Below are 25,988 nucleotides of genomic sequence, written 5' to 3' on the forward strand. Positions count from 1 at the left end.
TCTTGACACGAGGCGACGAGGCGCTCGCCATCGCCGGGGGCAAAAACTCGGCAACGTGCTTGGCAGGAAGGGGGCCTACGGTTGCCGACGGTTTTTTGACCCTGCGAGTGGATGATACGCAGAGCCGCCTGAAAACATACCGAACAGGTGGATTTTCCACCAGCATGTTACATCAGCACTTACGACGGGCCGGTGGTACGGTCATCGCGAGCTCCGACGCGCGGCGCCTTCGGCCGCGGCCAACATCGCCGCCAGAGGCTCGGGATCGGCCAGGCGATGATCCCGGCCAATTTCCACGAGCGCTTCAGCCGGCAGGTTGCTGCGGGCGATCAGCTCTTCGCTGTCGGCGAAAGGGATCACTTCGTCGGCGCGGCTGTGCAGAATCACCGTGCCAGGCTTTACGCTTCGTGCATCGCCCCAGCGCTTCCAGGCCGGGCACAATAGCACGAGCGGCACCGTGGCCGCACGCACGTTCATGGCCACGGCACCGCCGCGGCTCGACCCGACGATCACTTGCGGACGTTCTCGGTCGCACGCATCTTGCGCGATGCGCACCGCCTCGGCGAAATCCTCATCGGGTAGCACCGGGTTGATGATTTCGTGCCCGTGCTCCGCCAGGTACGAGGGCTTTAGCCCACCCGGCCTCGACTGCCAGCCATGAAGGAACAGGATTTTCATCGAAGCCGAGGTTTTTATCGCGTGAATGTCAGGCCCGGATCGTTCGGAGCCCCGCCGGCGAGCTTGAATTTTAGCTTGTCGCCTGGCGCCATGGCGACCTGGCCCACCAACGTGTTCTGGTCGCTGGCGGCGAGGATGAGGAAGTTGTTGGCCAGGGTGTAAGTGCCCTGCAGGGTCTGATCCTTGCCGTCCTGGTTGAACTTCCAGGTGAATTTGCTGTCCTTGGTCAGGTGCAGCTCAAAAGCCGAGCCATCATCGCGCGACGACTTCCAATCGCCGATGACCTGGCTCGCATCAACCGGCGCGGCCGGCGGCGCGCTGGTCGCCGGCGTGGCCAACGACGGACCGGGCGTGTCGTCTCCCGGAGTCTTTTTCAAACCCTTCAGCAATTGGGCGGCGAGTTGATCCTTGGGTTGCAATTCGATCACGGCTTCCAACTCGGTCGCGGCCTCGGCGTCGTGCCCTTCGAGCAGATAATGGTACGCCAGCAGGAAGCGGGCATGCGGCGCTTGCGGGTTGTCATTGCAATAGCCCTCCAGCGCGCGCAGCTGTTGTGTGTAGGCGTCGGCGTTGGGATAAAGCCCACTGACGGTGGTCCAATCCCAGCCTGGGCCGATCGACAGCACCGCGTAGACGGCGGCCGCGGCTTGTTGATAGTCCTTCGTGGCAAAGAGGCACAGAGCGCGGAACTCGTGCATCAGCGTGTCGTTGGGCACAAGCGCCACGGCGCGATTCGTTTCGGCGAGCGCCAACTGATAGTCGCCACGCGCGAACAGCGTGCGCGCCTTGTCGAACGAGGCCATGGCTTGTGTCTGCGCACTGGTCAAGGCGGGCACGGGCGCCGCGCTCGCCGGCGCTGTGCTGCCGGGCGGCCGCGCAGCGGGGGGCGCCGAGACGCCATCCGGCAAGGCCGGCGTCGGTGGATTGTCAGGATCGCCTTGAGCCGGATACGCGGCACCCGGCGCACCGTATGGCGCCCCTTGCACGGGATACGCACTGGCCGGAGGAGCGACGACGAGCGGCTGACCGTAGTTGATGTACGTGACGCTGTTGACCGGCGGGACCCAGTACGGATTGTAGTAGGGGTAATAACCCCAACCCCATGGCGAGCCGAAGCTCAGGCCGAGGGCCAGCCCACCGCCCAGTCCCAAGCCGAAACCCAGTCCCCAACCCCAACCCCATCCGCCACCCCAATACCAACCGGCGGGACGAAAACCCCACGGGTGCGCCCAATGACCGCCCCAGTCGCCGTGGTACCAACCGCCGTGATAGGCCGGGCGATGCCCGTACGCAAAGTTATGCGGCGCGCCATGCGGTCCGCCGTGTCCGGCGCTCACGGCGTGATAGCCGGGCGCGCTCGGGCCTCGACCGCCTCCGCTCGAAAATCCGCCGTTGCCACCGCTGCGGCCGCCGCCACCTCCACTGCCCGAAAAACCACCGCCTCCGGGTGCGCCGCCTCGTCCGCCCGAGAATCCACCGCCGCTCATGCCGCGGCCACCACCACCCCATCCTCCGCCGCCGCGACCACCGCCGCCACCGTGACCATGTTGGGCAAGTGCCGCGTGCGGGGCGAAAAGAATCGTCGCGATCACGACATGAGCGATAACGGTTTTCATAAGAGGCCTTCCTTGGCGGCACGGAGGGAAATCGTAGGTGGCTCGATCGAACATGTTGAATAGAGCGACTGAAGCATGCTTATCCGCCTGCGGCGGAAAAACATGGCACACCTCTATTCATTTCAGCGTTGCTAGTTCGATCGTGGCTATCGCGGTGCAGAAAAATCGGCAGGCAGCGGGGCGGATTGTAGCCGAGCTTGCGCGGGCGGGTCTACGCGACTCTCGCGCCAGCACTGCTGGCACGCAGCGCTCGGTTAAGCAGAGCCTTGGAGCATGCTCATCCGCCGCCGGCGGAAAAGCATGGCACACACGTTCCTTGTTTCAGACGAACGTCCCGCTCTCTTTCGCTTAGAAACTGAGGCCCGTTTTCAGGCCCACGGTCAAGAGTACCGACGACGGTTGCACCAGGTCGCGCTCTTCGCCCGATTGACGCCATGTGAAGACTTCGGCGTAGCCGGCCAGAAACAGCCAATCGCCGCGCAGGCCCAACTCAAGCTGCGCCGTCACGCCGGGCCCGGGAAACAGCGTCGCCTCGTGCAGTGTCAGATGCTCGTAGGTGACGGCAACCAGACCCACGCGACCGCGGCCGTAGAACTCGACATCGGCCGATTCATTATGTCGCGACTCGATGCCTAGATAGGGGTAAGTGGTCCACCACGTTTCCTGGTACCCCTGGATAAAGTTGCCGAAGTCGTCGGTGAAGTCGGGCAGATTGCGCACCCACGCCCGCGTGCCAATGCCGATGAAAAAGTTGATCGGCGGTGGCCAGTCAGGCTGAAACAGATAATCGTATTCGGCGCGCACGCCCAGGATGTCGGTTTGCGAGGCGATCGGCTCGGTCGTGCCGTCGTTGAACTGCAGCGACGAAGTGTAATGGACCTGGCTGCCGAATAACTCGGCCCGAAAGCGCTCGGCCCCCACGCGTCGCTGGTAGCCCAAGGTGAAGAGCGGGCCGTTCTCGGTGACGAAATTGGCGCCGCCGATCGTCTCGCTCCAGTGATACCAATCGACGCGCGTGTACCAGGTCGATTCCACCGTGCGCGGCGCAAGAACGAAGCTGGGTGCGATCACATTCGCCGTCGGCGGCGGTAGCGCAGGTGTCGCGGGCGGCGGCTGCCAACTGTTGGCCGTGTAGACGGCCTCGGCCGGCGTGACTGGTTGCCGCGGCAGTTTGGCAGCCGAAGGCTGCGGCGGCCATGCGGCGATATCCGCCGAGGGGGGTGGTGGCGAGAGGACTGGCCCGGCCAGCACAGAATCGCGCAATGACGATGTTGGTGCCGGTACTTGTGCAGGCGGTGGGGGGGGCGACGATGCCGTCGTACCATCGTCGGCGCGCACAATCGCACGTGCATAAAAGAAAGCCACAATCGCGATGGCGAGGCGGAGGCGATGCATGGCGAAATCGGCTGAGAGGTCCGCCTCCGCGCGAACAAGGCGGCGGCGTCGTTTCTGGCGCGAAAAACTACCGGCATAGCGCAACGGCCGCAACGTCAATCACCGCAGCGTGGAAGTTCGCGCAACTTAGGCAGCACGCCACGCTCGGGACGCGACAAGATGCTGGCGTCCGAATGACGATTCTGCAAGGTGCCGGGCCACCGCAATCAGCGAATCAACAGTGCCGCCGAGGCGGCCACGCAGCAAACGAATCGGCGCTCCACGCCCGCCGGTTAGTTACTTACCGTTCGAGGCGGGGGCGGCCAACAGCTTGTCGAAGAGAAAATCGTTGGCACTGGCGTACTTCTCCGACTTCGAAACGCCGTCGATCAGCAAATGGCACTCTTGCCCGGCGGCGTCGGCCTTTTCCTTCATCTTTATGCCATAGACCGGGTGATGGATGCCGTGGCCGGCGTCTTGCGAGGGAAGCGTCATGTTGTTGCCGTATGTCATCAACAGCGGCGGGTCGCGGCCGTCTAAGTGATTGATCGGCGAAAACTCGTGGTACGTCTCTTTATGTTTTTCGTAGTTCGCTAGCGCCGCGGCCATGTCGGGCTCGCCGACGGCCATCCAGATCATGCGGTGCTTGAGGACGTTCGGCCCGAGCCAGGCTTCGATGACGGGGGGATCGATCGACGTCTGGCCGGCGTTGACGGCCGCGGCCGCGACGCGCGTCGATTCGCGTTCGACCGGATCGGCCGATTGCGGTTTGGCCAGGTCGTCGTGCAGCAAGATCCACATCGACGTGCAGGCACCGGCGCTCGTGCCATTCAAAGCGATGCGCGGCTTGTCGATATTCCACTCCTTCGCTTGCGAGCGCAGGAATTGAATGGCCCGGGCCGCGTCGTGTACGGGGGCGGGCAGGGCATCGGTATCCGTCCGCCGATAGTTGATCGATGCGTAGGAAATTCCGCGGTCGAGAAACGTGCGCACCGCCGCCGCGGAAACTTTCTTGTCACCGGCAACCCAGCCGCCGCCGTGAATATGCACAAGCAACGGGCGCGTGCCCGTCCCCTCGGCAGCCCAGAAGTCGAGGACATTCCGCGCGTGGGGGCCATACGAGACATTGGCGTGCGTGGGCTGTAGCGGCTGCGCCTCGTCGTCGGCGCGCGCCGGGCAGGCGAGCATCAGCACGGCAGCGACCGAGAGCAGTTTTCGCATGGAAGTTACCTGAGAGGCGTGAAGCAGACGGGCCTGCGCGGGATGGCGGTCGGATTCTAGCAGCGCTCGTTTCCAGCGGCAAACTTGCCAGCCCTTGAATCATGGAACGGTATAATCCCGGGTCCGTATGTCTGGCGCCGGCACGCAAACCAATCATCGTGTTCGCAATGAGAAGATCCAGCAGGTTCCTGGCATCGCTACTTGTCGAGGTGGGTGTTCTGTGCGGCTTCGCGCACGAGTCGCGGGCACAAGCCCCGGCCGACGCACCTCAACAGGCTCAGCGCAGACTGGCCGCGCCCAATGTCGCGGACGACGCATCGATTCCGCAAACCGTGAACGCGGTCATCCGTCCATGGATGGCCAAGTACGAAGCGCCGGGGGTGATGGTCATCGTGCGTCGCGAGGGGAAGACGCGATTCTTTCCACTGGGCTTTGCCGATCTCGCACGGCGCAAGCCGGTGACGCCCGAGACGATTTTCGAACTGGCCTCGATCACGAAGGTCTTCGCCACGACGTCATTGGCGATGGAAGTCGAGGCGGGCCGCATGCGGCTTACCGATTCGGTGGCCGATTACATTCCTTATTTGCGCGAGCACGGTGCGGATATTCGCAACGTCACGCTCCAGCAGTTGGCGACCCATACGTCGAGCCTGCCGCGCACGCCCGGCGTCAAGGCACCACCGCAGGGTTGGAACCGACAGCACGTCGTCCAATGGCTGGCGACGTGGCGCGCCCCCTATCCGCCGGGAACGAAGAGTTTGTATTCGAACGTGGCTGTCGGCGTATTGGGGTTTGCCATTGCTGATCGCGAAGAGCGGCCGCTCTTTCAGGTTTGGCGCGAGCAATTCCTGGAACCGCTGGGAATGCACAACACGTTCTTCGAAATCCCGCCGCAAGCACGACCACTGGTTGCGCAGGGATATAGCCCGCAGGGGAAGCCCGTGCCGCACGATCCGCCAGGTGGCTGGCCGGCGGGCGGGCGATTGAGCTCGTCGGGGCACGACATGGCCCAGTTCCTCGTCGCCAACATGAACGAAATGCCGAACCGTCCCGCGATCACGCGCGCCATGCAGTTCGCGCAGCAACCCTTTTTCGAAGTTTCGCCGAAGATGACGCAAGGGCTTGCCTGGCAGCGCGCGCGTGTACAAGACGAACTAGTGATCGACAAGAATGGCGGTCTCGACGGCACCTCGACCTACATCGGCATGCTACCGGAGCATCATACGGGCGTCGTGGTGATGGCGAATCGTGGCAAATGCCAGGCCACGGCCGTAGGGCGAAAACTCCTCATGGCCTTCATCGCTCGCGAGCATGACGAGGATACTCCCGACGAGGAATAATCCTCGCCGTCTTCAATTTGCCGAGCGATCGTGCGTTTGCTGTCACGGTCCATATGCCGCTTGGCATATTCGTGGGGCGTCGATCGGACAGGTAAACTCTTGGTGAGGGGAAAGCCGGATCCACGGCGATCATCGGGGGCGCCTGGGCGAGCGACACGGCTCGGGTGTTGCGCGAGCGTTTGGAACCGCCGCGCTTTCGCCGGTTGGCAGGGAACGCTTTTTTTGGGGGGAGGCAGGGCAATGATGGTTCGCGGGCGGTTTGTCGTTTTATTGTTAGCGTCGCTCGTGGGAGTTGTGCTGTATCGGCACACGCTCTGGGAGATCACGAGCGGTTGCGGACTGGTGTTTGGCGGCGTCTCGAGTGCCCGAGCCACGACCGATTCGATGGTCGCCGATCAATTGCGCCAATTGGAAGACAGCGCCATGCTGGCTCGCGCGCTGGTCTATCTCGACGCCCATCCGGTGAAGCCGGACATGGTCGACCCGCAGCGCGCGGACGAGCACCGCCAGTGGCTCGCCGATCTGGAGCGCCAATTAGCGCAGTGGCGTTCCGCGCACGCGCGGTAAAGTTTCGGGATTCCCTTGCCCAAGCGGAACGCGACGGCGACGTGCGTTACCATTGACCGCCGAGTGCGCGCGCGTTTGACATCGCGTGCGCGCAAAAAGGTGACGCACGCGCAAAAAGAGGGCCGCCGAGTGCGTGGTTCTCGGCGGCCGAAGGGCGTCGGGCCGATCGCGGGGCGGCGACCAAGGCGCGACGCTCGACACAGTTTGATTAGAAATGGTTGATTAGAAACGGCCTGATTCAGAACCTGTCAGATCCTGGAAGCCGCCCGCACGTTGGCATTCGACCGGCGAACAACCTGTCGGCGGCAATGCAAGCGGCTACGTGCAACTCTATCGAGAATCGACCGTGCGCGGCAATATGCCAATCGGCGGTCCGCTTCTTGCACTTTCGCAAGTGACGAGCACTACGCCGTGCGGCAGTGCGAACGTGCGCAGTTTGTGTCGCGCGACAATTTGTCGCACGCGACGAATCGGCACGAACTCCGAGACGGCGCGAAAAGCCGAATCGATTACGGCTCGTCGACGGTGGGGACGCTGGTGAAGCGACCGCCGCTGATGTACCAGCCTTCGCCGCACGACTGGCACCAGAAAATGCGCGTCTGTACTTGCAGGCCGTAGCCGCGCGCCGACGAGATGTGGATATCCACCAGGCCCGGCGGCAACTCGACGTTGTGCAACAGCCCGATGCCGCTGGCCGAGATGTCGCGGCTGAAGGCGTCGTAGTGTTCGCCGTTGGGTCCGGTGATCGAGACGGCGCGGAAGAACGGATAACGAATGCCCCAGCGGTCGTCGCGCTGATCATTGGCGCGGGCTTCGACCAACAGCGGATGCAAGGCATTACCGAAGGAACGCAGTTCGTGAAGTTCGAAGGGCATACGCGGCTTCCGGATCGATGGCCGAACGATTGGTCGCGGTCGTTGCAGAAAATCTAGCTCACTAAGAGAAGCGTCGCGCTCCGGGCGATGTCATCCCCGAGGAGAGATTCCGGCGGGCTCAAAAGGGCGGGAAAAACCGTTCCGGACATAGGGTGTGTGCCGGCAAAAGCCGGTCGAAACGTCAAGTTCGCGACTGGGGGTTTGGCCACGATCGACCGCAGTACGAGCAGCGGCGCGACGAACAGGCGACGATCGTCTACAATCCGGGAGCGCCCCGGCGTGGCGGGCACCGGACGAGCGCTACGGTGTAGGGTCGCGATTTCGAGAGAGAGCTTGATGATGTCGTACCTCCGCGGCGTGCTGACGGCCGTGTTATTCGTGCTTCTGTCGGCGATCGCCATTGCCGCTGCCGTGCGAACGGCGCGGACAGCGTTACCTGCGGATATGGCCTCGACGGCGACGGCGCTGTTGCAGGCGCTTGTGTCGCAGGACGTGTCGCGCACCTCCGAATCGGACCGGGTGAAACTCGGCGATCGGGTGCAGCGCGAGTTCTCGGAAGACGTCGACTGGCGCAGCGAGATCGGGGCCCTCACGCCCGAGCAGCGTGACCGGCTGGTGCAGAACGTGACCGAGTTGGCGATCGCCTCGTTCGATTCGAAAGTCGATCGATTCTTTCGCCAGCCGGAAAAACGCCGTTCACAATTCATCGATCGGCAGATCGACGAAATCATTCATTGGGCCATCGTGCTCGATCGCGTCACCCGCACCGAAGGAGAGGCCCTGGTCGGCCCCGCCGCGCTGGCGGGGCTGATGGGACGCATCGGTCAATGGTACAGCGGCGCCAGTCCCGAGAAACTGGCGCGGCTGCAAACCTTTCAAAAGGCGGTTGCTGAGCAGATGCCCAAACGCCTCATGCGCCGGCTACGGCCGAACGAGAACTAATCGGCCGTTGCCCTGGCATGTGGGCGAGACGTCGCGGACGCGGCGCCGTTCTGTCCGTGGCGAACGATGGCGGCCAGCTCGCGCACCCGGTCGAACGACAATCGTCCGGCACGATCAGCATCGCACGCGGCACCGCGCACGGCGAGATAATCGGGCGCGATGGGCAACAAGCGCCGCAGCCCGTCGACCGTCAGCGAGCCGCCGATCACGGCCATGAGCCGTGCTTCATGTACCTGGGCTACGAAACTCGCGCACCGCTCGACCGTCCATAAGTCCAACAGGCCGCCGGCGCCTTTTTGCCATGTGTCGACGAGCACCGCTCGACAGCCGAGGCGCCGGGCGACATCGAGAACCTGGTCCGGCGCGGGCGCATCGGCGCGGCCGCCATCCGCATAAGCCACGGCGACGGCCTGCACTCCTTCCGGCAAGCGCCCGATGGCGTCGGCAAGTCTGTCGGGCCAATTGGTCTGCGCGGAGCAACCGGCCAGGCCCAGCTTGGCCAGTTGAATGCCCGGCGGCACGTCGGCCAGCGGCGGATTGTCGAGCAATTCCCCCAGTGCCGCGCTGACGGGTGCGCGGCCGGCAACCGCGGCAACGACTTCGCGCATGACGTGCGGTTCGACGGCGCCCAGCGAGCCACGGCGCGGCTCTTTAAGGTCGATCAGATCGGTGCCGGCGGCCAACGCGTCGACCGCTTCGCTCGCATCGCGGACGCTGACGAGCAATTTGGTTTTCATGGCGCGGCTGCTTGCTTCTTGAGCGCCGCCTGGGCTTCGGCCAACCGGGCGTTCAGGCGGTTGACCAGCGCCAAGGACAAGGGCTCGCACCAGGTGCCACGGATCGTGACGTAGTGATTGCACCACGAGCCGAGTGCGGGCTTCACGTCGCGCTGGGCAAATTCGGTGGCGCGATCGGCCAGACGAATGACCACCGTCGAGACTTGCGACGCGCCCGGCTCACCGGGACGCAGAAAGCTGGCCCCCTGGCCCATCAAGAAGCCTTCGACATATTCCAGGGGGACGCGGAAGGGCGAACCAGAGCGCAGGTAGAACAACATCTCGCCGCCGCGGCTGGCGATGCGCGGCTGGCGCAATTGCAGGGCCAGCGCCGCAGCAAAAAATGCCGAGATCACGGCGATCGCCAGCCCCAGCCAGCCTACCCACGCCGCCAGCGAGCGCGACAGGGCGCAGATGACGATGCCGATCGCGAGGCCCACGATGGGAAACGCCAGCGCAAAAGCGATGGCGCGGCGGTTGGAATGGAGCCAGACGTCGGGCATTGCAGATCGAGGGAACGGGGTTCGAGGTCGGGAGCCGGCAGGCCGGAGTCGCTGATCGTAGCAAATCAGCCACTGCTTCGCCCAGCGGTCGTCCTGGTATGATGGGGCGATGGTGCGATTAGGTTTCGTTACCCGCGGAGCGGTCATTGGCGGAGCGATCGCGCAACCCGCGGTCCATTCGGGGCCTGAAGAACCAAGCTTGGTTCCCGCCATTCTCGGCACAATCATTGGTGCGTATCTTGGGATTGCGATATATAGCGCCTTCCGCGGCGGCTCGATCGCGTAGATTTCTCCATACGTAGTCGCTGCTGCGTGGCTCCCGGCTCACTGCGGCTGGTCTTTTTTGCGGCACGGAGTATCGTGATGAGCCAACCTGAACGACGCTGGCACCGGCACGGTCCTTGAATGGGCATAACCGACGACTCCTCGACCAGCCCGAGTTCCTCGCGCGGCGTCGTAATCACAACCACGGTGATCCTGGTCGGTTATCTCGTGGCCGCAGCGCTCGGGCTGCCGCAGCGCGGCACCGAACTGACGCTAGGAGAACCCGACTACCCGGTGGGCGACCCTAGCGTCGTTACATTGGATACGGTCAATGCTCCAGAACAGCCGGGCATCGCCAACGACTCACCGCCCGCCGACCTGGCACAAAGGCCGCACGTTCCGGCCGAGCCGCCGAGTTTCTTGATGGTGCTACCCTTTGCCCTGTTGCTCGCGGCGATCGCCGTGTTGCCGCTCAGCCACTGGACCGAGCATTGGTGGGACAATAACCTGCACCGCTTTTACGTAGCGGCGGGTCTGGGCCTCTTTACGCTCGGCTATTACGCGCTTGTACACGCCCACCCGGTGGATCGGCACTTTCTGGGGCATGCGGTGATCGCGCCCTCGAGCGGTGGCGTGTCGCTGGGTGTGCCCTGGGCCGTCTTTCAGAACGCCATCTTCAACGAGTTCGTGCCGTTCGTCATCCTGCTGTTTGCCCTGTACACGATCAGCGGCGGCATTCGCATCGAGGGGGACCTGCCGGCCCATCCGCTCACGAATTCGCTGTTCATCGGCGTGGGCGCGGTGCTGGCGAACCTGATCGGCACGACCGGCGCGGCCATGCTGCTGGTGCGACCGCTTTTGGAGACCAATAGCGAACGTCGGCACGTCAAGCACACGGTCGTCTTTTTCATCTTCGCCGTGTGCAATTGCGGCGGTTGCCTGCTGCCGATCGGCGACCCGCCGTTGTTCCTGGGTTATTTGCAGGGGGTCGATTTCCTGTGGACGCTCGCCCTTTGGCCGCCTTGGCTGTTGGTCAACGGCGCGCTGGTGGTGATCTATTACGCGTGGGATTATTTCTGGTGCTATCCGCACGAAGCCAAAGCGGACCTGGTCAAGGACGAAGCGCGCGTGCGCCGCTTGCAGTTCAGCGGCGTGTGGCCCAACGCTCTTTTGCTTCTCGCCGTGGTCGTGGCGGTGGCGATTCTGGATCCGAGCAAGCCCTTTCCTGGCAGCGACTGGCATCCCTGGTTGTTCCTGCGCGAGGCGGTGCTTCTGGCGCTTGTCGGGTTGTCGCTGGTGCTCGGTCGCGCCGACGTGCGCCGCGCCAATCAGTTCAATTACGGCGCCATCATCGAAGTGGCAGCCTTGTTCTTCGGCATCTTTTTGTGCATGCAACCGGCGCTGCAGATTCTGGAAGTGAAGGGAAACGAGCTGGGCATCGACGTCCCCTGGAAATTCTTCTGGAGCACCGGCGCGCTCTCGAGCGTGCTCGACAACGCACCCACCTACCTGGTGTTTTTCAAGGCCGCGCAGTCGCTGCACAGCACGGGCGAAACGATGGCGGGCGTCAACGTCGACATTCTCGCGGCCATCAGCCTGGGCGCCGTCTTCATGGGCGCCATGACCTATATCGGCAATGGGCCGAACTTCATGGTCAAGTCGATCGCGGAAAAGGCGGGCGTGAAGATGCCCAGCTTCTTCGGCTACATGCTGTACAGCCTGGGCGTGCTGTTCCCGCTGTTCGTGATCGTGACGCTCGTGTTCTTCCGCTGAGGAAGCCGTCTTGCCGCTCCGGGGTGCGCCCGCGGCGCGGCGCTTGGCCGAACGCGCAAGGGACATTAAGATAACCCCGCCATTTCCCCGCGGACGCCGGCGGCAGGGATGACCGTCGTCAACGAGCACCGGGCGGCTCCAACGCAGGTTCGGCGCAGGCGAGCGCCCGACGAACGCTCCCCCTTTTTGCAGGATGCACGTGAAGCACGAGCTGATCACGACCGATCGAGAGCTGGAAGAGTTGTGCCGCGCGCTCGCCGGCGCAGAGCGCATCGCCTTCGATACGGAATTCGTCTCCGAGGACACCTATCGACCGCAACTCTGCCTGGTGCAGGTCGCCGCGGCGGGCCGGCTGGCCGTGATCGACCCGCTCAAGGTGCAAAACCTCCAGCCGTTTTGGGCGGTGCTGGCCGAGGGAGGGCACGAGACGATCGTACACGCGGGCCGGCAGGAAATCGAATTCAGCCTGGCCGCCATCGGGCGGCTGCCCAATCGACTGTTCGACGTGCAGATCGCGGCCGGCATGGTGGGGCTTGAGTATCCGGCCAGCTACGGTTCGCTTGTCTCGAAGCTGTTGGGCCTCACGCCACAAAAGGGAGAAACCCGCACCGACTGGCGGCGGCGCCCTCTTTCCGAAAGACAGATCGAATATGCGCTGGCCGACGTCGACCACCTGGGCGAGATGCGCGACAAGCTGGGGCAGCGTTTGGCCCGCCTCAAGCGCACCGCCTGGTTCGAAAGCGAGATGGCCGATTGGCTCACGAGCGTTCAAGAAGCGCAAAATCGCGAGCGCTGGCGCAAGGTGGCCGGCAGCTCGGGCCTGCCGCCGCGCGGTCTGGCGCTGGTGCGCGAAATCTGGACGTGGCGCGAGTCCGAGGCTTCGCGGCGCAATTGTCCGGTCAAACGCGTGCTGCGCGACGATTTGATTGTCGAGCTGGCCCGGCGCCGCTCGACCGATCCGAAGCAGATCCGCGCCATCCGCGGCATGGAACGGGGGGACCTGGCGCGGTCGATTCCGGAACTTTCGGCGGCGATCGATCGCGCTCTGAAGATTTCCGATGCCGATTGCCCACGCGTGGTGCGCACCGACAACAATTCCCAATTGAATTTGCTGGGACAGTTCCTTTCGTCGGCGCTCGGGAGCATCTGCCGCGCGGCCGAGGTGGCGCCCAGCATCGTGGGCACGGCTTCGGACGTGCGCGAGCTGGTCGCCTTTACACTGGCCGGCAAGCGCGGCGAGCCACCGCTGTTGGCCCATGGCTGGCGGGCGGACGTCGTGGGGCAGGTCTTCGAAGACCTGCTCGAAGGCAAGCTGTCGATCCGCATTCGCGATCCCAAATCGGACCAGCCGCTGGAATTCGAGCGGGCGGAGGTGGAATGAGGAACGCCTCATCTGCGTCTGTCTGGCGAGGCGTCGGCATTCGGCAGCTCGGGGCAAGGTACAATACGGTGTCGCTAGCTTCCCTTGCTTGCCAGTGGTGTGTTGATGAAGAATCGCATGCGGAAATCGGCCGATTGGACGTGCGGTCTGCGTGTGTGGCTCGAAAACGACGGGCACGTGGTGCTGGGACGCGGACGCGTGGCGCTGCTGGCCGCGATCGAAGAGCAGCGCAGCATCCGCCAGGCCGCCATGAGCCTGGAAATGTCGTACCGCCGCGCTTGGCTCTTGGTGCGCAGCATGAACGAAGCGGCCGGTCGGCCACTGGTCGAGGCGAGCAAAGGAGGGAACGCGCGCGGCGGCGCCATCGTCACTCCTTTCGGCAAGGAGGCGATCCGCCGCTTCAACAAGCTCGATCGCGCGCTGCAAGCCACCGCGGCGCGCGTCGTGCGTCATTTCTGAGAAGCACCGCTCGCCGCGGCCGTGCCCGCCGGCAACAGGCGGTACACGCCTTGGCCCTCGGGTGAGTAGGTGGTGAAGTACAGCTCACCTTGCTCGTCTTCGCCGAACGACATCACAGGGATGCTCTTGGGCAGCGGAATCTCGCGATTGGCGGTCACCTTCTTCGCGTCGGCGTCGTACCACAACGCCCACAACTTGCCCGAGACGTAATCGGCATACAAATAGGCGCCATCAAGCTCGGGCAGTTTCTTGCCGCGATAGACGGCGCCGCCAGTGATCGACTTGCCGATGTCGTGGTGATACTCCCAGATGGGATCGACCAGGTCGGCGCGTTTTTCATCTTTTTCGGGCGGCTTGGCCCCTTTCTTGACGAAGGGGTGGAGCCCCTCGCGAATGTTCCAGCCGTAATTGCCCCCTTTTTCGATCAGATCGATCTCTTCCCACGTGTCCTGGCCGACGTCGCCGGCCCACAGAACTTTGGTCTTGGGGTCGAAGGCCAGCCGCCACACGTTGCGCAGGCCATAGGCCCAAATCTCGCCGCGGGCATCCGCTTTGCCGACAAACGGGTTGTCTTTGGGAATCGCATAGGGCAGATCGCCGTCGGTGTGATCAACGTCGATGCGCAAGATCTTGCCCAGCAGCGTGGAAAGCTTTTGTCCATTGCCAAACGGATCGGCCGCCAGCCCACCGTCGCCGATGGCGATATAGAGATAGCCGTCGGGGCCGAAGGCCAGCGTGCCGCCGTCGTGATTCCAGAAGGGCTTGTCCAACACGAGCAGAATCTTTTCCGATGCCGGATCGGCCTTCTTCGGATCGTCCTTGCTCACGCGGTAACGGGCGACGATGTTTTGGCGCTTCTTCTCCTTGTTCGTGTAATAGACGAAAAACTCGCCGTTCTCGCGAAACTTGGGATGAAAGGCGAGGCCGAGAAAACCTTCTTCGTTCGTCTTATCGTCGTACTGCACCTTCGCCAAGATATCGAGGAACACTTCGGCGCTGGTCGCCTGTTGATCGTTCGGCAGCACGTAGATCACGCCCTGCTGCGTAGGGATAAAGACGCGATTCGAACCGTCGCCGGCGCTGGTCACCAAGATGGGGCGTAGCGCGTTAAGGACGCCCGTTTCTTCCGAGCTGGCCCAACCAGGCCACTTGACGTTGGGAAAGGCGATTTGCACTTCCAAGGGCAGCGGTCGAGTGTCGATTTCCGCGGCCGAAAGCCCCACGGTGAAAAGTGCAAGTGCGCAGAAAGCGATTGCACGACGAAAGACCAGGTCGTAGCGCGCCCAATGAATCATGGTTGATGTCCCTGAAGTGCTCTGGCTGACGTTGTTGTTAAAAGCCCTGCAAGGCGCGGATGAAACCGTGAGCTGCAGCCAACGGTATGATCGCGCGGCCCCTGCAGGGCCAAGGGTGTCTCGATCGTTAGCTTGGTCAGTTGTCTGGCGTCACGGCGGTCAGCGTGCCTGCCTTCATGTCCGGCACCAGGAGCTTGCCGGTCTTGGCATCGAAGGCGACGTCGGCGGCGGCCTGAAATCCGTCGACAAAAAGTTGCGCCTGATTGTCGCCCGCGGCGAGCACGAAGACGCGTCCTCCCTTCCAATCGCTGACATAGACGCGCCCTTGGCCGTCGCGGGCCAGGCCATCGGCGCCGCCGAAGCCGGAGGCCAGGGCGGTCAGCTTTCCATCGGTTAGATCGGCGCGATAGAGCTTGCCGGCCGTAAAGTCCGCAACCAGCAGGTTGTCTTTACCATCGATCAACAGGCCGTTGGGGGCCTTGAGCTCGGGCGCGGTCTTCTGGCTGACGACGACCGTGATCTCCTTCGTTGGCTTGATGCGGAACACCGCACCGTCCGAAACGAACGTGCCGCAATCTGAAACAAAGATGTCGCCATCAACGTCTGCTTCGATGTCGTTGAGGAACTTGGGCTTAACCGGGAAGTCTTCGGCCGCGGCGTAGACGGTCGCATTGCCGGTGTTGTCGATCTTCCAGACGCGGGTCTTGTCGGCCACGAACAGATTCTCGCCGTGCGCGACCAGCCCCTTCGGGTCGTCCAGGCCGCGGGCGAATGTCTTGGCCTTGCCATCCTCGAGCACGGCGACCGTGCCATCGCCGTCGGTGCCCGACTTGCCGATCACCGTGACGTACAGCCGGCCATCGTGGCCGCGCGCCACCGATTCGGGATTCTCAAGACCCGAGGCCAGCATCTCTTTGTCGGCGCCACGGACCGCGTCGGTGGTGCATGCGGCGAGCGCAGCGATGACAAGTGAAGCGGCCCGGTAGCGGCACAACCGCAGCGATCGCTGGAAACGCATGACCTGATTTCTCAATGCAGGGGAGTCGTGATATAAGCGACAAATATTCCGCGCGAGGGCTGCGCGCCCCCTTGACGAGTCCCCGTTATATCCGCTCAGATACAATGGTGCCAGCAAGTGCCATGATGGTGTCAGTCTTCGGCGGCCGCCACAATGCGTCGGCCTGTACCTGCCCCGTTTTAGTGCCTTATTCCCGGGAGACCGATCATGACGACCGCCACCGCCCGCAGTGCCAAGAAGTCTCCGGCTATCGAGCAAACCAAGCTGTTGATCGATAACAAATGGGTCGATCCGGTCGAGCGGGGCACGTTCGAAACGCTCAACCCGGCCACTGGCGAAGTGATCGCCGAAGTGGCCGCGGGCACGGCCGCCGATATCGACCGCGCCGTGCAGGCCGCACGCCGCGCCTTGGAAGAAGGCCCCTGGCATACGATGGATGCCGCTGACCGCGGACGGCTGCTGTCGAAGTTGGCCGACCTGGTTGACGCCAACGCTCAGGACCTGGCAGCGCTCGAATCGCTGAATTCCGGCAAGACCATCAACGACTCGGCCGGCGACATGGTGGGGGTGGCCAACACGCTGCGTTATTACGCCGGCTGGGCCGATAAGATCGAAGGTCGCACCGTGCCGGTACGCGGCAGCTTCCTGTCGTATACGTTGCGGCAGCCGGTGGGCGTGGTTGGTCAGATCATCCCCTGGAACTTTCCGTTGCTGATGCTGGCCTGGAAGTGGGGCCCGGCGTTGGCCTGCGGCAACACGATCGTGATGAAGCCGGCCGAGCAGACGCCGCTCACGGCGCTGCGGATCGGCGAGTTGGCGATCGAAGCCGGCTTCCCGCCCGGCGTGGTCAACCTGATCAACGGTTTTGGCGAAACGGCGGGCGCGGCGCTGGTTACGCATCCTGACGTCGACAAGATTGCTTTTACCGGCCATGTCGACACGGCAAAGATCATTCAGAAGGCTGCGGCCGATTCACTGAAACGCGTCACGTTTGAATTGGGCGGCAAGAGCCCGAACGTGATTTTTGCCGATGCCGATCTCGACGAAGCCGTGGCCGGCGCGTTCCATGCCATTTATTTCCACGGCGGCCAATGCTGCACGGCCGGCAGCCGGTTGTTCGTCGAAGACAAGATCCGCAAGGAGTTCGTCGAGCGCCTGGCGGAAAAGGCGAAGCAACGCCGCGTCGGCAATCCCCTCGAAGCGACGACCGAGCAAGGCCCACAGGTTTCGCAGGAGCAGATGGACAAGATCCTGGGCTACGTCGAGATTGGCAAAAAGCAAGGCGCCAAGCTGGTGACGGGCGGCAAGCGCAGCGGCGAGCAGGGCTTCTTTGTCGAGCCCACGATCTTCGACAATGTGGGGGACGAGATGGCCATCGCGCGGGACGAAATTTTTGGTCCGGTTGTGAGCGTGCTGCCGTTCCGCAGCTTCGGCGAAGTAACCGAGCGCGCCAACAAGACGAACTATGGATTGGCCGCGGCCGTGTGGACCAAGGATCTCGACAAGGCTCACTTGTACGCCAAACGCGTCAAGGCGGGTACCGTGTGGGTGAATTGCTACCACGTGGTCGACAGCACCACTCCGTTCGGCGGGTTCAAGCAATCGGGCCAGGGACGCGAAAACGGCGAAGCCGCCCTGGAACATTACACCGAGTTGAAGACGGTGACCGTCAAGCTCAACGGTTGAAACTGCAGGTCCGCACGTGCGAATCATCTTCGAGTTCGTGGGAGGACCACGCGACGGAGAGCGGCTGCTCGGCAATGCCGACGAAGAGACGTTCACCGAAGCAGGTGGCTACTATCGGCACACCAGCGGCGCGACCGTCGGGGGACGCTTCTGGTGTACGTGCGAGTACACCGTCGCGGCCTTGCAATCGATACCACTTGCGGACATCGAGCAGCTGGAACTGGCGGGATATCGGTTTCGCGGCCACGTGTACGAGATCGTGGCGCGGCGAAACTACCGTGGCATGCTCGTGGCGCGGGCCCAACATCGACATGCGGCCGAGTGAGCAGGTCGTTGGCAGCTCTGCCTTACTTCTTTAGCGTGCCGAAGAGTCCCTGACTGTCGCCCAGCGCATTGAACAATCCGGTCGTGGCAACCGGCGCCGGCTGATCGAGTACGACGCTCGGTGGCGGCGGTGGGGCTGGCGCGACCGGAGGCGGAGCCGCCGGAGGTGTGGCCGGTTTGGCGCCGGCCGACGCATTTGGCGGCGGCGTGATTGCAAGCGGAGCATTGGCTGCCGGCTTGTCGTCTTTGATGTCCGGCTTACTTGCCACTTGCTCCGCGGGTTCGTCAAAGACCGCTTCAGCTGTAACGGGGATGGCCGACTTGGCGCTGGCCGCGATGCTTTCACCGCGGAAGCTCAGCAGGCCGCGCTCGTTCGTGCCGCGCGCGTCGCCGTAGATCGAGCCGCGCTGATAGGGACCGGCGCCAAAGAACCAGGTGTTCTTGGCGTCGGCAACGACCGGGAAGGTGCCCGACTGCCATATCGGCTTACCCGTTTGCTGGTTGTAGGCAAACAGCGCAATCTTGGCGATGCCCGCCTGGTTAGTCGTCTTGGCGAAAGGAATTTCCGGAATGGCCGACGGCACGCCCGGCGTGCCCAGATTCGGCAGATTCGTGGCGGGGATGCCGATCATCACGCTACTGCTATTGGTCCCCAACACGCCGGCGCGGGCCTCGACAATGTATTTCGCCGAGGCGCGGTCGGGCTTCAATTGCACGCCGTTGGAGAGCATCGCCTGTCGCAGCGTGCCGATCAGGTAGTGCTGATCGGCAAAGCCGGTGAGCCGATCGGTATCGAGATAGATTTCCTTGCCGGCAAGCGGTTGCAGATTGATCTCGTTGACGGCGCGGTCGATGGCCGAGGACATCAACATCTGTTCGGTCGCCGTGCGGGCCGAATCCGAGCTGCGCGTGGCGCCGCAGCCGACCAGGAGCGCCAGGCCGAGGGCCACCGCCGGGCAAAGGCTCGCGCGAGCGAATGCGCATGACGCCGGACGCGCGCAGCGCACGGCGTTACGCGCAGAGCATTTCGCACGCTCGGATTGGATCGGATCCGATGGCATCACGGCCTCAAGGGGTTGCTCGAACCGATCAACGCGCTCAGATCGGTCACGAGTGGGCCGCGGATTCTAGCCGATGCCTTGCACGGTCAGAAACCCGAGTTCGCGCCGCCGGCGCGCGAATGGGAAAGATATTCAAAGGTGGCAATCGAGAGTTGCCGGCCACCCTGGGGGTTGGCGGCAAAACGGCGCCTGAACCGTCGTTTGCTGAAGTCGGCAACGCCAGCGCGCCAGCAATGCTATGCCGGCGTTACTCCGCGTCGGCTGCCGGATCGTCGTAGAAGTGCGTGGTCTCTTCTTCGGTCAGCTTCGTATCGAGCGAAGGGCAATTGAGCTCGGCGCGGAAGCGGTGCGTGCCGGGCGTTTCGGCGCGGGCCTTGATCTTGTAGATCATCTCGCGCCCCATCTCCAGAACCGGAATCGTCTTGATTACCACGATGCCGGGCTTCAGCTCATGCGCTCCGCCTTCGACCGCAACCGGTTCGATGCCGTTGGAAAAATAGGCCGTGACGTCGATCGCATCGGCGCTCTTCGAGCCGCGATTGCGCACGTGAACCTCGTACACCATGTCCACGCCGGTGGGGACCGGCCCCGAAGGATCGACCACTTCCAGCGTCAGGTCGGCCACGGCCTCGACCATGGTCTTGGCGATGGCCGCTTGCTGCACTTCACGATCGGCCACGCACTGCACTTCGAGCTGGTTCGAGCCCGAGGCTCGCAAGATGCACTTCAAGGTCAGCGTGGCTTCGCCGTTGGCTTCCAGCGAACCGACGTTCCAGTTGACGGTCTTGGTTTCTTCCGCCAGATGGCCCGATGAATTGCAGGAAACGAACTCGGCCCCCTGCGGCAGGCGGGCGCTGACTTTGAGATTCTGCGCCGCCGCGTTGCCCGTGTTCTTCACGTGTACGTCGAACGACGTAGGCGTGCCGGCGAATTGCATCTTCGGTCCCTTGGCGGTGACGGTGAGCGCTGCGCGGCGCACCGTGACTTCTTCTTCCAAGGTGGCCGAGATGTCGCCCGTGGCCTTGGCCTCGGCATGGATCGACACCTGTCCGGCCTGGCGAGCGATGAGCTCGATTTCGATCGTCTTGCTTTCGCCGGCGCGCAACACGCCCAGTGGATGGCTGGCCGGCGCGCCGTCACCCGGATTCAGCGGCATGAGCGTGATCAACACGTTTTCGGCGTCGCCGGTGCCGGGATTCGACAAATGCAGTTTGTAGGTCGTGCGTTCGCCGAAGGCGACTTCACGCGCGCCATCCAGGCTCAGGGCCAGCTTCGGTTCCTGCACTTCGACCATCGTCTGGCTGGCGACCGGAGCTTGCGTCCAGCGCACCGCCAACTCGAACGGCTGGCTCTTGCGCGGAATGATATTGATCGATAGCTCTTCCTTGCTCTGCGCGGCCAGCGTTCCCAGCTTCCAGCACATGCCGTCCTGGCTCGCGGCGGGCTCGGTCGAGCCGCTCGTGCCTTTCGCGTCCACGACTTCGGCGAAATCGGGCACGACGATCGTCACGACCACGTCCTGCGCCGACATGGCGCCCGTGTTCTTCAACACCAGCTTGTACGTGGATTGCTTGCCGACGGAAATCTTGCGCGGGCCGACGGTTTCGACGCTGATGCTCGGACTGCTCGCGCCGTGGACCACCGTGGCGTCCGCCGCGGCGGCGGTCGGGGCCGGAGTCGTGGGCGAAATGTCTTCGTCCTCAGCCGTGATCGCGCGGGCCACGCGCGGCACGCCGTCACTCGCCGAGGCATCCTCATCGGCCGCGGTGGGCTGCTGCGGTTTGCGGGTCGCCGCGCCCAGCGGCGGGGCATGCGCGGTTGCCGCCTCATCGACCACGCGGCGCTTGCTGGGCTGCACGTCGCGCGGTGCCCCGCCACGCTGCGTCATTTGCGAATTGCTCGGGCGCGGAGCCACGCCATCATCATAGTAGGCGCCCGTGCGCTGCTGCGGACGGCGCTGCTGTGCTTGTTGCTGAGGACTGCGCGTCGGACGCTGATTCGTCGGGCGGCCGTCGCCGCGGTAGCCGCCGACCAGCGAACGACCGAACTGCTGAAAGCGCTGCTGGATGCTCGAGCCGTCATCATCACCATCGCCGTTTTGTGCCTGCGCGGTGACGGGCGGCAGCATCAATCCTGCGACGCACAAAATGGCCGATACGCGGAATCTGGAGAACATGATTGCTTCCTGCTTTTGCGCCCGGTTCAGGCAGTTCGTCGAATGTATCGGCCAGGTGAACTTGGCGAGTTTAATCGGTTTCTCTCAACGAACTGAGGAAGCCGACGGTAGCGAGGCGCGATAGCAGGCGGGCTGCAAGCATCCATGCGCGCATTGCATCGCATCGCATCGTTAAAGAGGAACGCCGCAGAGGCGAGCTAACAGATCGGTAAAACGTCCTTCAGTCGCGCGAGCAGGCGCCCGGTCTCAGACGGATTTGGCCACACTGTGCCGTTCTTGCGCGGCGGCCTCGCGAAACGAGCGCGTGGCGACCATGACGAAGCTGCCGCCGACGAAACCGAGAAAGCCGCCCAGCACCGCGGCCGAGAAACTGCCCAGGACGATGCCCGCCAGGTTGGCCGGCACGACGAGCACTAGCGCCGCGCTACCAAGCAGCAGTCCGGCCAGGGCGGCACTTGCGGTAATGATGACCAACCTTCGGCCAAAGCCACGCTGATCGCGCAATGGCGTTGCTGGCGCGTAACGGATCATGGGATCGCTGCCTGGCGACTCGCGCGGCGGGCGCGGCGCCTGCGCCGTCTGGCGCGTGCCGAACGCGTTTCCCGCCACGTGTGCTGCGGCGAGAATGAGAAACCAGACGAGCGACACCCCGGCCGTGGCGCCAAAGCGCTGAAAAACCAGTGCGATCAAAGCACAGCCAGCGGTGCCGATCAACACAGAGCGGGTGCCAAATTGCAGCGATTTGTGCAACCGCCGATCGCTGTCTCGTTGATCGCTGTCTCGTTGATCGCCGTCTCGTTGGTCACTCATGCAGAAGCCTGTCTCGGTGCTCGTGCATCTGTATGGTATCACGCCACCGGGAAACTTACAGCACAATGTGTGCCGATTGGTGCTCCCGGTATCTGCGCGGCCAAGCGACACACATCACAAGAGCCTGGTGCTTTGCGGCGCGCCCGTGCCGCGGGAGGCCACGCGGCGTCGACGAAGTTGGTCGAGCCACAAGAATTACCTTTACATCCGCGCACCATTCCGTTAATGTCGGCGGGCGTGTGGGGACCATGGAAGGGTGACGTATTCTCAGTTTGGGGAGACCCCTTGGTCATGAAGACCGAACTTCGAGAGGCGATGACTTCCGGCGTATACGTCGAATTTCGGGACGCCTCGGGCAACACTGTCGGTCAAGCCCTGTACACGGATTGGCGAGGGCAGCCGGTGCCGGCCGTGGGCGACATGATCGCCAGCGACGTGCAAGCGCCCGGAAGCAACACGACCGAAAAATTATGCGGTCGCGTGGTTTCGCGCCAATTCGAGTTGCAGTGCGAGCTCGATGGCACTCCCTGCGTGTGGGTGCAGTTGATCGTGGCTGCCAATTATCCGGTGCGCGAAGGACGCCGCGGCAACGCGAGCCGGCACGATGCGCGGTTTTCGCGCAATTAGCCGCGCGCCGGCGCGGTCGAGAAGGGAACTGTGATGTGCACTGGTGGACGAGTCACCCGTGGCACGCGCGCGTAAAGAAAAACGACGGTCAGCCGCACCTTATTTCGCGCGGTAGGCGGCTTCTTCGCCACGGGTGATCTCGAAGCCCATTTCTTCGATCATCCGATAGTCGGCCTCGGGCGCTTGCCCTTTGGTCGTGAGATAGTCCCCCACGAACAGGCTGTTGGCGATGTACAGCCCTAACGGCTGCAGACTGCCCAGGTGCATTTCGCGGCCGCCGGCGATGCGCAGCTCGCGCGATGGATTGACGAAGCGGAACATCGCCAGCACCTTCAGGCAGTAGCGCGGATTGAGGTCTTGCCGGCCGGCCAGCGGCGTGCCGTCGATCGGGTTGAGGAAATTCACGGGAATCGATTCCACGCCCAGCTCGCGCAGGTGCATGGCCATTTGCACGATATCGCGGTCGCGCTCGCCCATGCCGATGATGCCGCCCGAGCACAGTTCCATGCCGGCGTTGCGCACGGCCCGCAGCGTGGCCACGCGATCGGCGTAGGTGTGCGTGGTGCAAATGTCGGCGTAATGCTCTTCGCCGGTGTTGAGGTTGTGGTTCACCTTGTCGACGCCGCAGTCCTTTAACTGCTGAGCCTGGTCAGGCGTGAGCAGGCCCAGGCAGGCGCAAATCTGCAGGCCGTACTTTTCCTTGATCTCGGGCACGATCTTGGTCACGGCGGCCATTTCGCGTTCGTTCGGGCCGCGTGCCGAGATGACGATGCAGTACGTCTTGGCCCCGCGCTCGGCGGCGATCCGCGCACCGTCCAGCATCTTGTCGCGCGACAGCAGGTTGTAACGCGGAATCTCGGCTTCGGAAACTTTCGACTGCGAACAGTAGGAACAGTCCTCGGGGCACAGCCCGCTTTTCGCGTTCATCAGGAAGTAAAGCTGCACGGTCTTGCCGAACCAGCGGCGTCGGAGGCGGTAGGCGGCCGAGATGATGTCCAAGATCTCGTCATCGCCGGCGTGAATGATTCCCAAGGCCTCGTCGAAGGTGACCTCGTGGCCCGCGAGCACGCGTTCGGCCAGTTGCTGCCAGCGGCTCGCATTGTCCGTGGTGGTATGCGGGGCAAGATCGAGCATTCGTCGAACTCCTGAGATCCGGTGGCGGCCGGCCGAACGGCCGATTGGCCTAAGTATCGCCGAGAAAGCGGATTTCACAAGCCGTGCTGGTGCGGCACGCACCACGTGGTCGATATCCAAGGAGCGGGCCCGCGGCCGGCTTCGGCTTGGCACCAGGCCTGTTTCGACCCACAATAGAAATAGAGCGGCACTGAGAGATAAGAGATACGGAGCTGGCCATGCACTCATCGCCGAGGGCCGCTCGGAAATCGCCGAGGAATTCGCATGTCGCGATTGCATCTAGTGCGCGTGGGAACCATGGGCGTGGTCGGTCGCTTCGACGCGGCCGAGGCGGGCCGGTACGCGCGCCATACGCGGGTCGTGGTGCGAACCGCGCGAGGCATGGAAATCGGTGAGGTGCTCAGTCCGCCCGACGAGTTGGGTTCGACCCACGACCACGAGGGAACCATCCTCCGCGCGATGACGATCGAGGACCGGCTGTTGGAAAGTCGGCTTGCGAAAAATTCGCATGCTGCCTTCGCCGCCTGTCAGCAGCGTTTGAACGAACGTGGGTTGTCCGCGTGCCTGATGGACGTCGAGCATTTGTTCGACGGGCGGACGCTCGTATTTTATTTCCTGGGGGACGTGCCGGCCGAAGTCGAGCACGTCACCGGCGAACTGGCCGAGGTCTACGAGGCAAAAGCGCAGTTTCGCAACTTTGCCGACACGCTCACCAACGGTTGCGGTCCCGACTGCGGCACCGAATCGGCCGCGGGACATGGCTGCACCAGTTGCGCGACGGGCTGCGCCGTGGCAAGCGCCTGCTCGACGCGGCGAAATTAATTCGGGCCGGTCGGCGAATGGGCTACTTACTAGCCCGACGCGCCAGCGAGGGATGTTCGTCGGTCAACTTCCTGATCATCCCTCGCTGGCGCTTCGGGCTGGTGTGACACGCCTGCCGAACTGCTGGACGCATACTTATTCGGCTGCGCCGAAAAAGCATGGCACCCTTACGGCGCGCAAGCGGCGGAATTACACGCGTCGCGCTGCGGCGTATTCGCGGGCGTTGTGTACGTAGTGTTCGGCCGACAGATGATTGCCAGCGATCTCGGCCTCGGTCAGCTCGCGCTTGATCTTGCCGGGCAGGCCCATCACGAGCGAGCCGGGCGGAATCTCCACGCCCTCGGTAACGACGGCGCCGACGCCGATGATGGAATTGGCCCCGACTTTAGCGCCGTTCATCACGACCGAGTGCATGCCGACGACGACGTTGTCGCCGATCTCGGCTCCGTGGACGATGGCGGTGTGACCGATCGTGGCGCCGTCGCCGATTGTGCACGGAAAGCCGGGATCGGCGTGGATCACGGCGTTGTCCTGGATGTTCGTCCGCCGGCCGATGCGGATCGGGGCACAATCGCCGCGGATCACGGCGTTGAACCACAGGCTCGAATCCTCGCCGATCGTGACATCGCCGGCGATGCGCACTCCTTCGGCCAGGTAGACGCTTGGATGGATCTGTTCGCTGCGAAATCGGGCGGAGTCTGAATGCTCGGACATGAGGGGCCTGCTCTGCGCTTCTTGTAATCTGGTCGCAAGCAAGCGTAACGGCGTTCAACGACCAGGGCTAGATACCGCACGCAACTTTACCCTGACTTCGCCGCCTCGCTGGGGCGACCCGGCGCCTGATCACGCAAGCGACTTGATACGACCAGGCTGACCATCTCGGCAACGACGGCTAGCCCGCCGAGCGCGCCGCCACACATGATGCCGCCAAACGCGCCAAGCACAATGGCCGCCCGCTGAGGCTCGACATCGTGCAGCATCATATCTTGAAAAATGCCCGGCGATATCTTTCCGGCGGCCGCACCGAATGCTCCCCCCAGCACCATCCCAAACAAGGCCACGATCGTAACCGTGACGACGACCGACACGGCTGTGAGTCGAGTTCTTGCGGACGGATGAGGCATGGCATGATCCTCGCGGAGAAACGGTCAACAAGCCCATATCGGCCGCGCAGCGCAGCTTGCCCGGCCATAAACGGCATTTTACACTAGGAACTTGATATGGCCCGCCGCGGCGCCGGTCTTTGAATCCCCGCCCCCGTTCCGG

Annotated in this window: 25 protein-coding genes; 10 read left to right on the forward strand and 15 right to left on the reverse strand. The window is 63.5% G+C overall.

All coding sequences use genetic code 11. The features are described 5' to 3' along the window. Positions 1–201: 201 nt before the first annotated feature. The 4 genes from VHD36_16530 to VHD36_16545 form a co-directional block, all read right to left on the reverse strand. Complete coding sequence (locus VHD36_16530; GenBank protein ID HVU88932.1) at positions 202–678, reverse strand: alpha/beta hydrolase; 477 nt, start codon at positions 676–678, stop codon at positions 202–204. Between the two features lie 14 nt (positions 679–692). Then, positions 693–2,294, reverse strand: a complete 1,602-nt coding sequence (locus tag VHD36_16535) for a tetratricopeptide repeat protein (protein HVU88933.1) — start codon at positions 2,292–2,294, stop codon at positions 693–695. A 348-nt stretch (positions 2,295–2,642) separates the two neighbouring features. Then, positions 2,643–3,557 carry a hypothetical protein gene (locus VHD36_16540; protein ID HVU88934.1) on the reverse strand — a complete coding sequence of 305 codons (915 nt, stop codon included), beginning with the start codon at positions 3,555–3,557 and terminating at the stop codon, positions 2,643–2,645. A 408-nt stretch (positions 3,558–3,965) separates the two neighbouring features. Beyond that, on the reverse strand, positions 3,966–4,889 hold the full coding sequence (locus VHD36_16545; protein ID HVU88935.1) for an alpha/beta hydrolase: 924 nt from the start codon (positions 4,887–4,889) through the stop codon (positions 3,966–3,968). Between the two features lie 167 nt (positions 4,890–5,056). Between VHD36_16545 and VHD36_16550 the strand changes: the two genes are divergently transcribed. Further along, a complete protein-coding gene (locus VHD36_16550) occupies positions 5,057–6,229 on the forward strand; it encodes a serine hydrolase (protein HVU88936.1) in 1,173 nt (390 codons plus the stop codon). 240 nt (positions 6,230–6,469) lie between these two features. Further along, positions 6,470–6,796, forward strand: a complete 327-nt coding sequence (locus VHD36_16555) for a hypothetical protein (GenBank protein HVU88937.1) — start codon at positions 6,470–6,472, stop codon at positions 6,794–6,796. 509 nt (positions 6,797–7,305) lie between these two features. On the opposite strand, the gene VHD36_16560 is transcribed toward VHD36_16555, so the two are convergent. After that, on the reverse strand, positions 7,306–7,671 hold the full coding sequence (locus VHD36_16560; protein ID HVU88938.1) for a PilZ domain-containing protein: 366 nt from the start codon (positions 7,669–7,671) through the stop codon (positions 7,306–7,308). A gap of 336 nt (positions 7,672–8,007) precedes the next feature. Between VHD36_16560 and VHD36_16565 the strand changes: the two genes are divergently transcribed. Continuing rightward, positions 8,008–8,613 carry a hypothetical protein gene (locus VHD36_16565; protein HVU88939.1) on the forward strand — a complete coding sequence of 202 codons (606 nt, stop codon included), beginning with the start codon at positions 8,008–8,010 and terminating at the stop codon, positions 8,611–8,613. On the opposite strand, the gene VHD36_16570 is transcribed toward VHD36_16565, so the two are convergent. Then, positions 8,610–9,350, reverse strand: a complete 741-nt coding sequence (locus VHD36_16570; GenBank protein HVU88940.1) for a (5-formylfuran-3-yl)methyl phosphate synthase — start codon at positions 9,348–9,350, stop codon at positions 8,610–8,612. The genes VHD36_16565 and VHD36_16570 overlap by 4 nt on opposite strands. Continuing rightward, entirely contained in the window at positions 9,347–9,892 is a 546-nt protein-coding gene (locus VHD36_16575) for a hypothetical protein (protein ID HVU88941.1), read from the reverse strand. The genes VHD36_16570 and VHD36_16575 overlap by 4 nt, the downstream gene beginning before the upstream one ends. Positions 9,893–10,297: 405 nt before the next feature. Between VHD36_16575 and VHD36_16580 the strand changes: the two genes are divergently transcribed. The 3 genes from VHD36_16580 to VHD36_16590 all read left to right on the forward strand — a co-directional run bounded on the left by VHD36_16580 (position 10,298) and on the right by VHD36_16590 (position 13,769). Beyond that, positions 10,298–11,929 carry a sodium:proton antiporter gene (locus VHD36_16580; protein ID HVU88942.1) on the forward strand — a complete coding sequence of 544 codons (1,632 nt, stop codon included), beginning with the start codon at positions 10,298–10,300 and terminating at the stop codon, positions 11,927–11,929. 199 nt (positions 11,930–12,128) lie between these two features. After that, on the forward strand, positions 12,129–13,310 hold the full coding sequence (locus tag VHD36_16585) for a ribonuclease D (GenBank protein ID HVU88943.1): 1,182 nt from the start codon (positions 12,129–12,131) through the stop codon (positions 13,308–13,310). A gap of 117 nt (positions 13,311–13,427) precedes the next feature. Then, a complete protein-coding gene (locus VHD36_16590) occupies positions 13,428–13,769 on the forward strand; it encodes a LysR family transcriptional regulator (protein ID HVU88944.1) in 342 nt (113 codons plus the stop codon). Here the strand turns inward: VHD36_16590 and VHD36_16595 are convergent. Together VHD36_16595 and VHD36_16600 are read right to left on the reverse strand one after the other, a co-directional pair. Then, positions 13,760–15,064: a PQQ-dependent sugar dehydrogenase gene (locus VHD36_16595; protein HVU88945.1), complete on the reverse strand. Its 1,305-nt coding sequence runs from the start codon at positions 15,062–15,064 to the stop codon at positions 13,760–13,762. The two genes, VHD36_16590 and VHD36_16595, sit on opposite strands and share 10 nt — an antisense overlap. Positions 15,065–15,200: 136 nt before the next feature. Continuing rightward, positions 15,201–16,082 carry an SMP-30/gluconolactonase/LRE family protein gene (locus VHD36_16600; GenBank protein HVU88946.1) on the reverse strand — a complete coding sequence of 294 codons (882 nt, stop codon included), beginning with the start codon at positions 16,080–16,082 and terminating at the stop codon, positions 15,201–15,203. A gap of 207 nt (positions 16,083–16,289) precedes the next feature. On the opposite strand from VHD36_16600, the gene VHD36_16605 reads away from it, so the two are divergent. Next, entirely contained in the window at positions 16,290–17,768 is a 1,479-nt protein-coding gene (locus VHD36_16605) for an aldehyde dehydrogenase family protein (GenBank protein HVU88947.1), read from the forward strand. A gap of 16 nt (positions 17,769–17,784) precedes the next feature. Beyond that, positions 17,785–18,093 (forward strand): hypothetical protein, encoded by a 309-nt coding sequence (locus VHD36_16610; protein HVU88948.1) that lies wholly within the window; start codon positions 17,785–17,787, stop codon positions 18,091–18,093. A 22-nt stretch (positions 18,094–18,115) separates the two neighbouring features. On the opposite strand, the gene VHD36_16615 is transcribed toward VHD36_16610, so the two are convergent. The 3 genes from VHD36_16615 to VHD36_16625 all read right to left on the reverse strand — a co-directional run bounded on the left by VHD36_16615 (position 18,116) and on the right by VHD36_16625 (position 22,139). Beyond that, complete coding sequence (locus VHD36_16615) at positions 18,116–19,042, reverse strand: DUF6655 family protein (GenBank protein ID HVU88949.1); 927 nt, start codon at positions 19,040–19,042, stop codon at positions 18,116–18,118. A 358-nt stretch (positions 19,043–19,400) separates the two neighbouring features. Next, on the reverse strand, positions 19,401–21,329 hold the full coding sequence (locus tag VHD36_16620; protein ID HVU88950.1) for a hypothetical protein: 1,929 nt from the start codon (positions 21,327–21,329) through the stop codon (positions 19,401–19,403). Between the two features lie 246 nt (positions 21,330–21,575). Next, positions 21,576–22,139 (reverse strand): hypothetical protein, encoded by a 564-nt coding sequence (locus tag VHD36_16625; protein ID HVU88951.1) that lies wholly within the window; start codon positions 22,137–22,139, stop codon positions 21,576–21,578. Between the two features lie 291 nt (positions 22,140–22,430). Between VHD36_16625 and VHD36_16630 the strand changes: the two genes are divergently transcribed. Further along, positions 22,431–22,766 (forward strand): hypothetical protein, encoded by a 336-nt coding sequence (locus VHD36_16630; protein HVU88952.1) that lies wholly within the window; start codon positions 22,431–22,433, stop codon positions 22,764–22,766. A 99-nt stretch (positions 22,767–22,865) separates the two neighbouring features. On the opposite strand, the gene bioB is transcribed toward VHD36_16630, so the two are convergent. Continuing rightward, positions 22,866–23,900 (reverse strand): biotin synthase BioB, encoded by a 1,035-nt coding sequence (gene bioB / locus VHD36_16635; GenBank protein HVU88953.1) that lies wholly within the window; start codon positions 23,898–23,900, stop codon positions 22,866–22,868. Positions 23,901–24,164: 264 nt separating this feature from the next. Here bioB and VHD36_16640 point away from each other — a divergent pair, with 264 nt between their 5' ends. Next, entirely contained in the window at positions 24,165–24,722 is a 558-nt protein-coding gene (locus tag VHD36_16640; GenBank protein ID HVU88954.1) for a PSP1 C-terminal domain-containing protein, read from the forward strand. A 189-nt stretch (positions 24,723–24,911) separates the two neighbouring features. Here the strand turns inward: VHD36_16640 and VHD36_16645 are convergent, their stop codons facing one another. Together VHD36_16645 and VHD36_16650 are read right to left on the reverse strand one after the other, a co-directional pair. Beyond that, positions 24,912–25,436, reverse strand: a complete 525-nt coding sequence (locus VHD36_16645) for a gamma carbonic anhydrase family protein (protein HVU88955.1) — start codon at positions 25,434–25,436, stop codon at positions 24,912–24,914. 86 nt (positions 25,437–25,522) lie between these two features. Continuing rightward, positions 25,523–25,846, reverse strand: coding sequence for a hypothetical protein (locus VHD36_16650; protein HVU88956.1), 324 nt, complete (start codon positions 25,844–25,846; stop codon positions 25,523–25,525). Positions 25,847–25,988 lie beyond the last annotated feature (142 nt).

This window comes from Pirellulales bacterium (assembly GCA_035546535.1).
Taxonomy (GTDB): Bacteria; Planctomycetota; Planctomycetia; order Pirellulales; family JACPPG01; genus JACPPG01.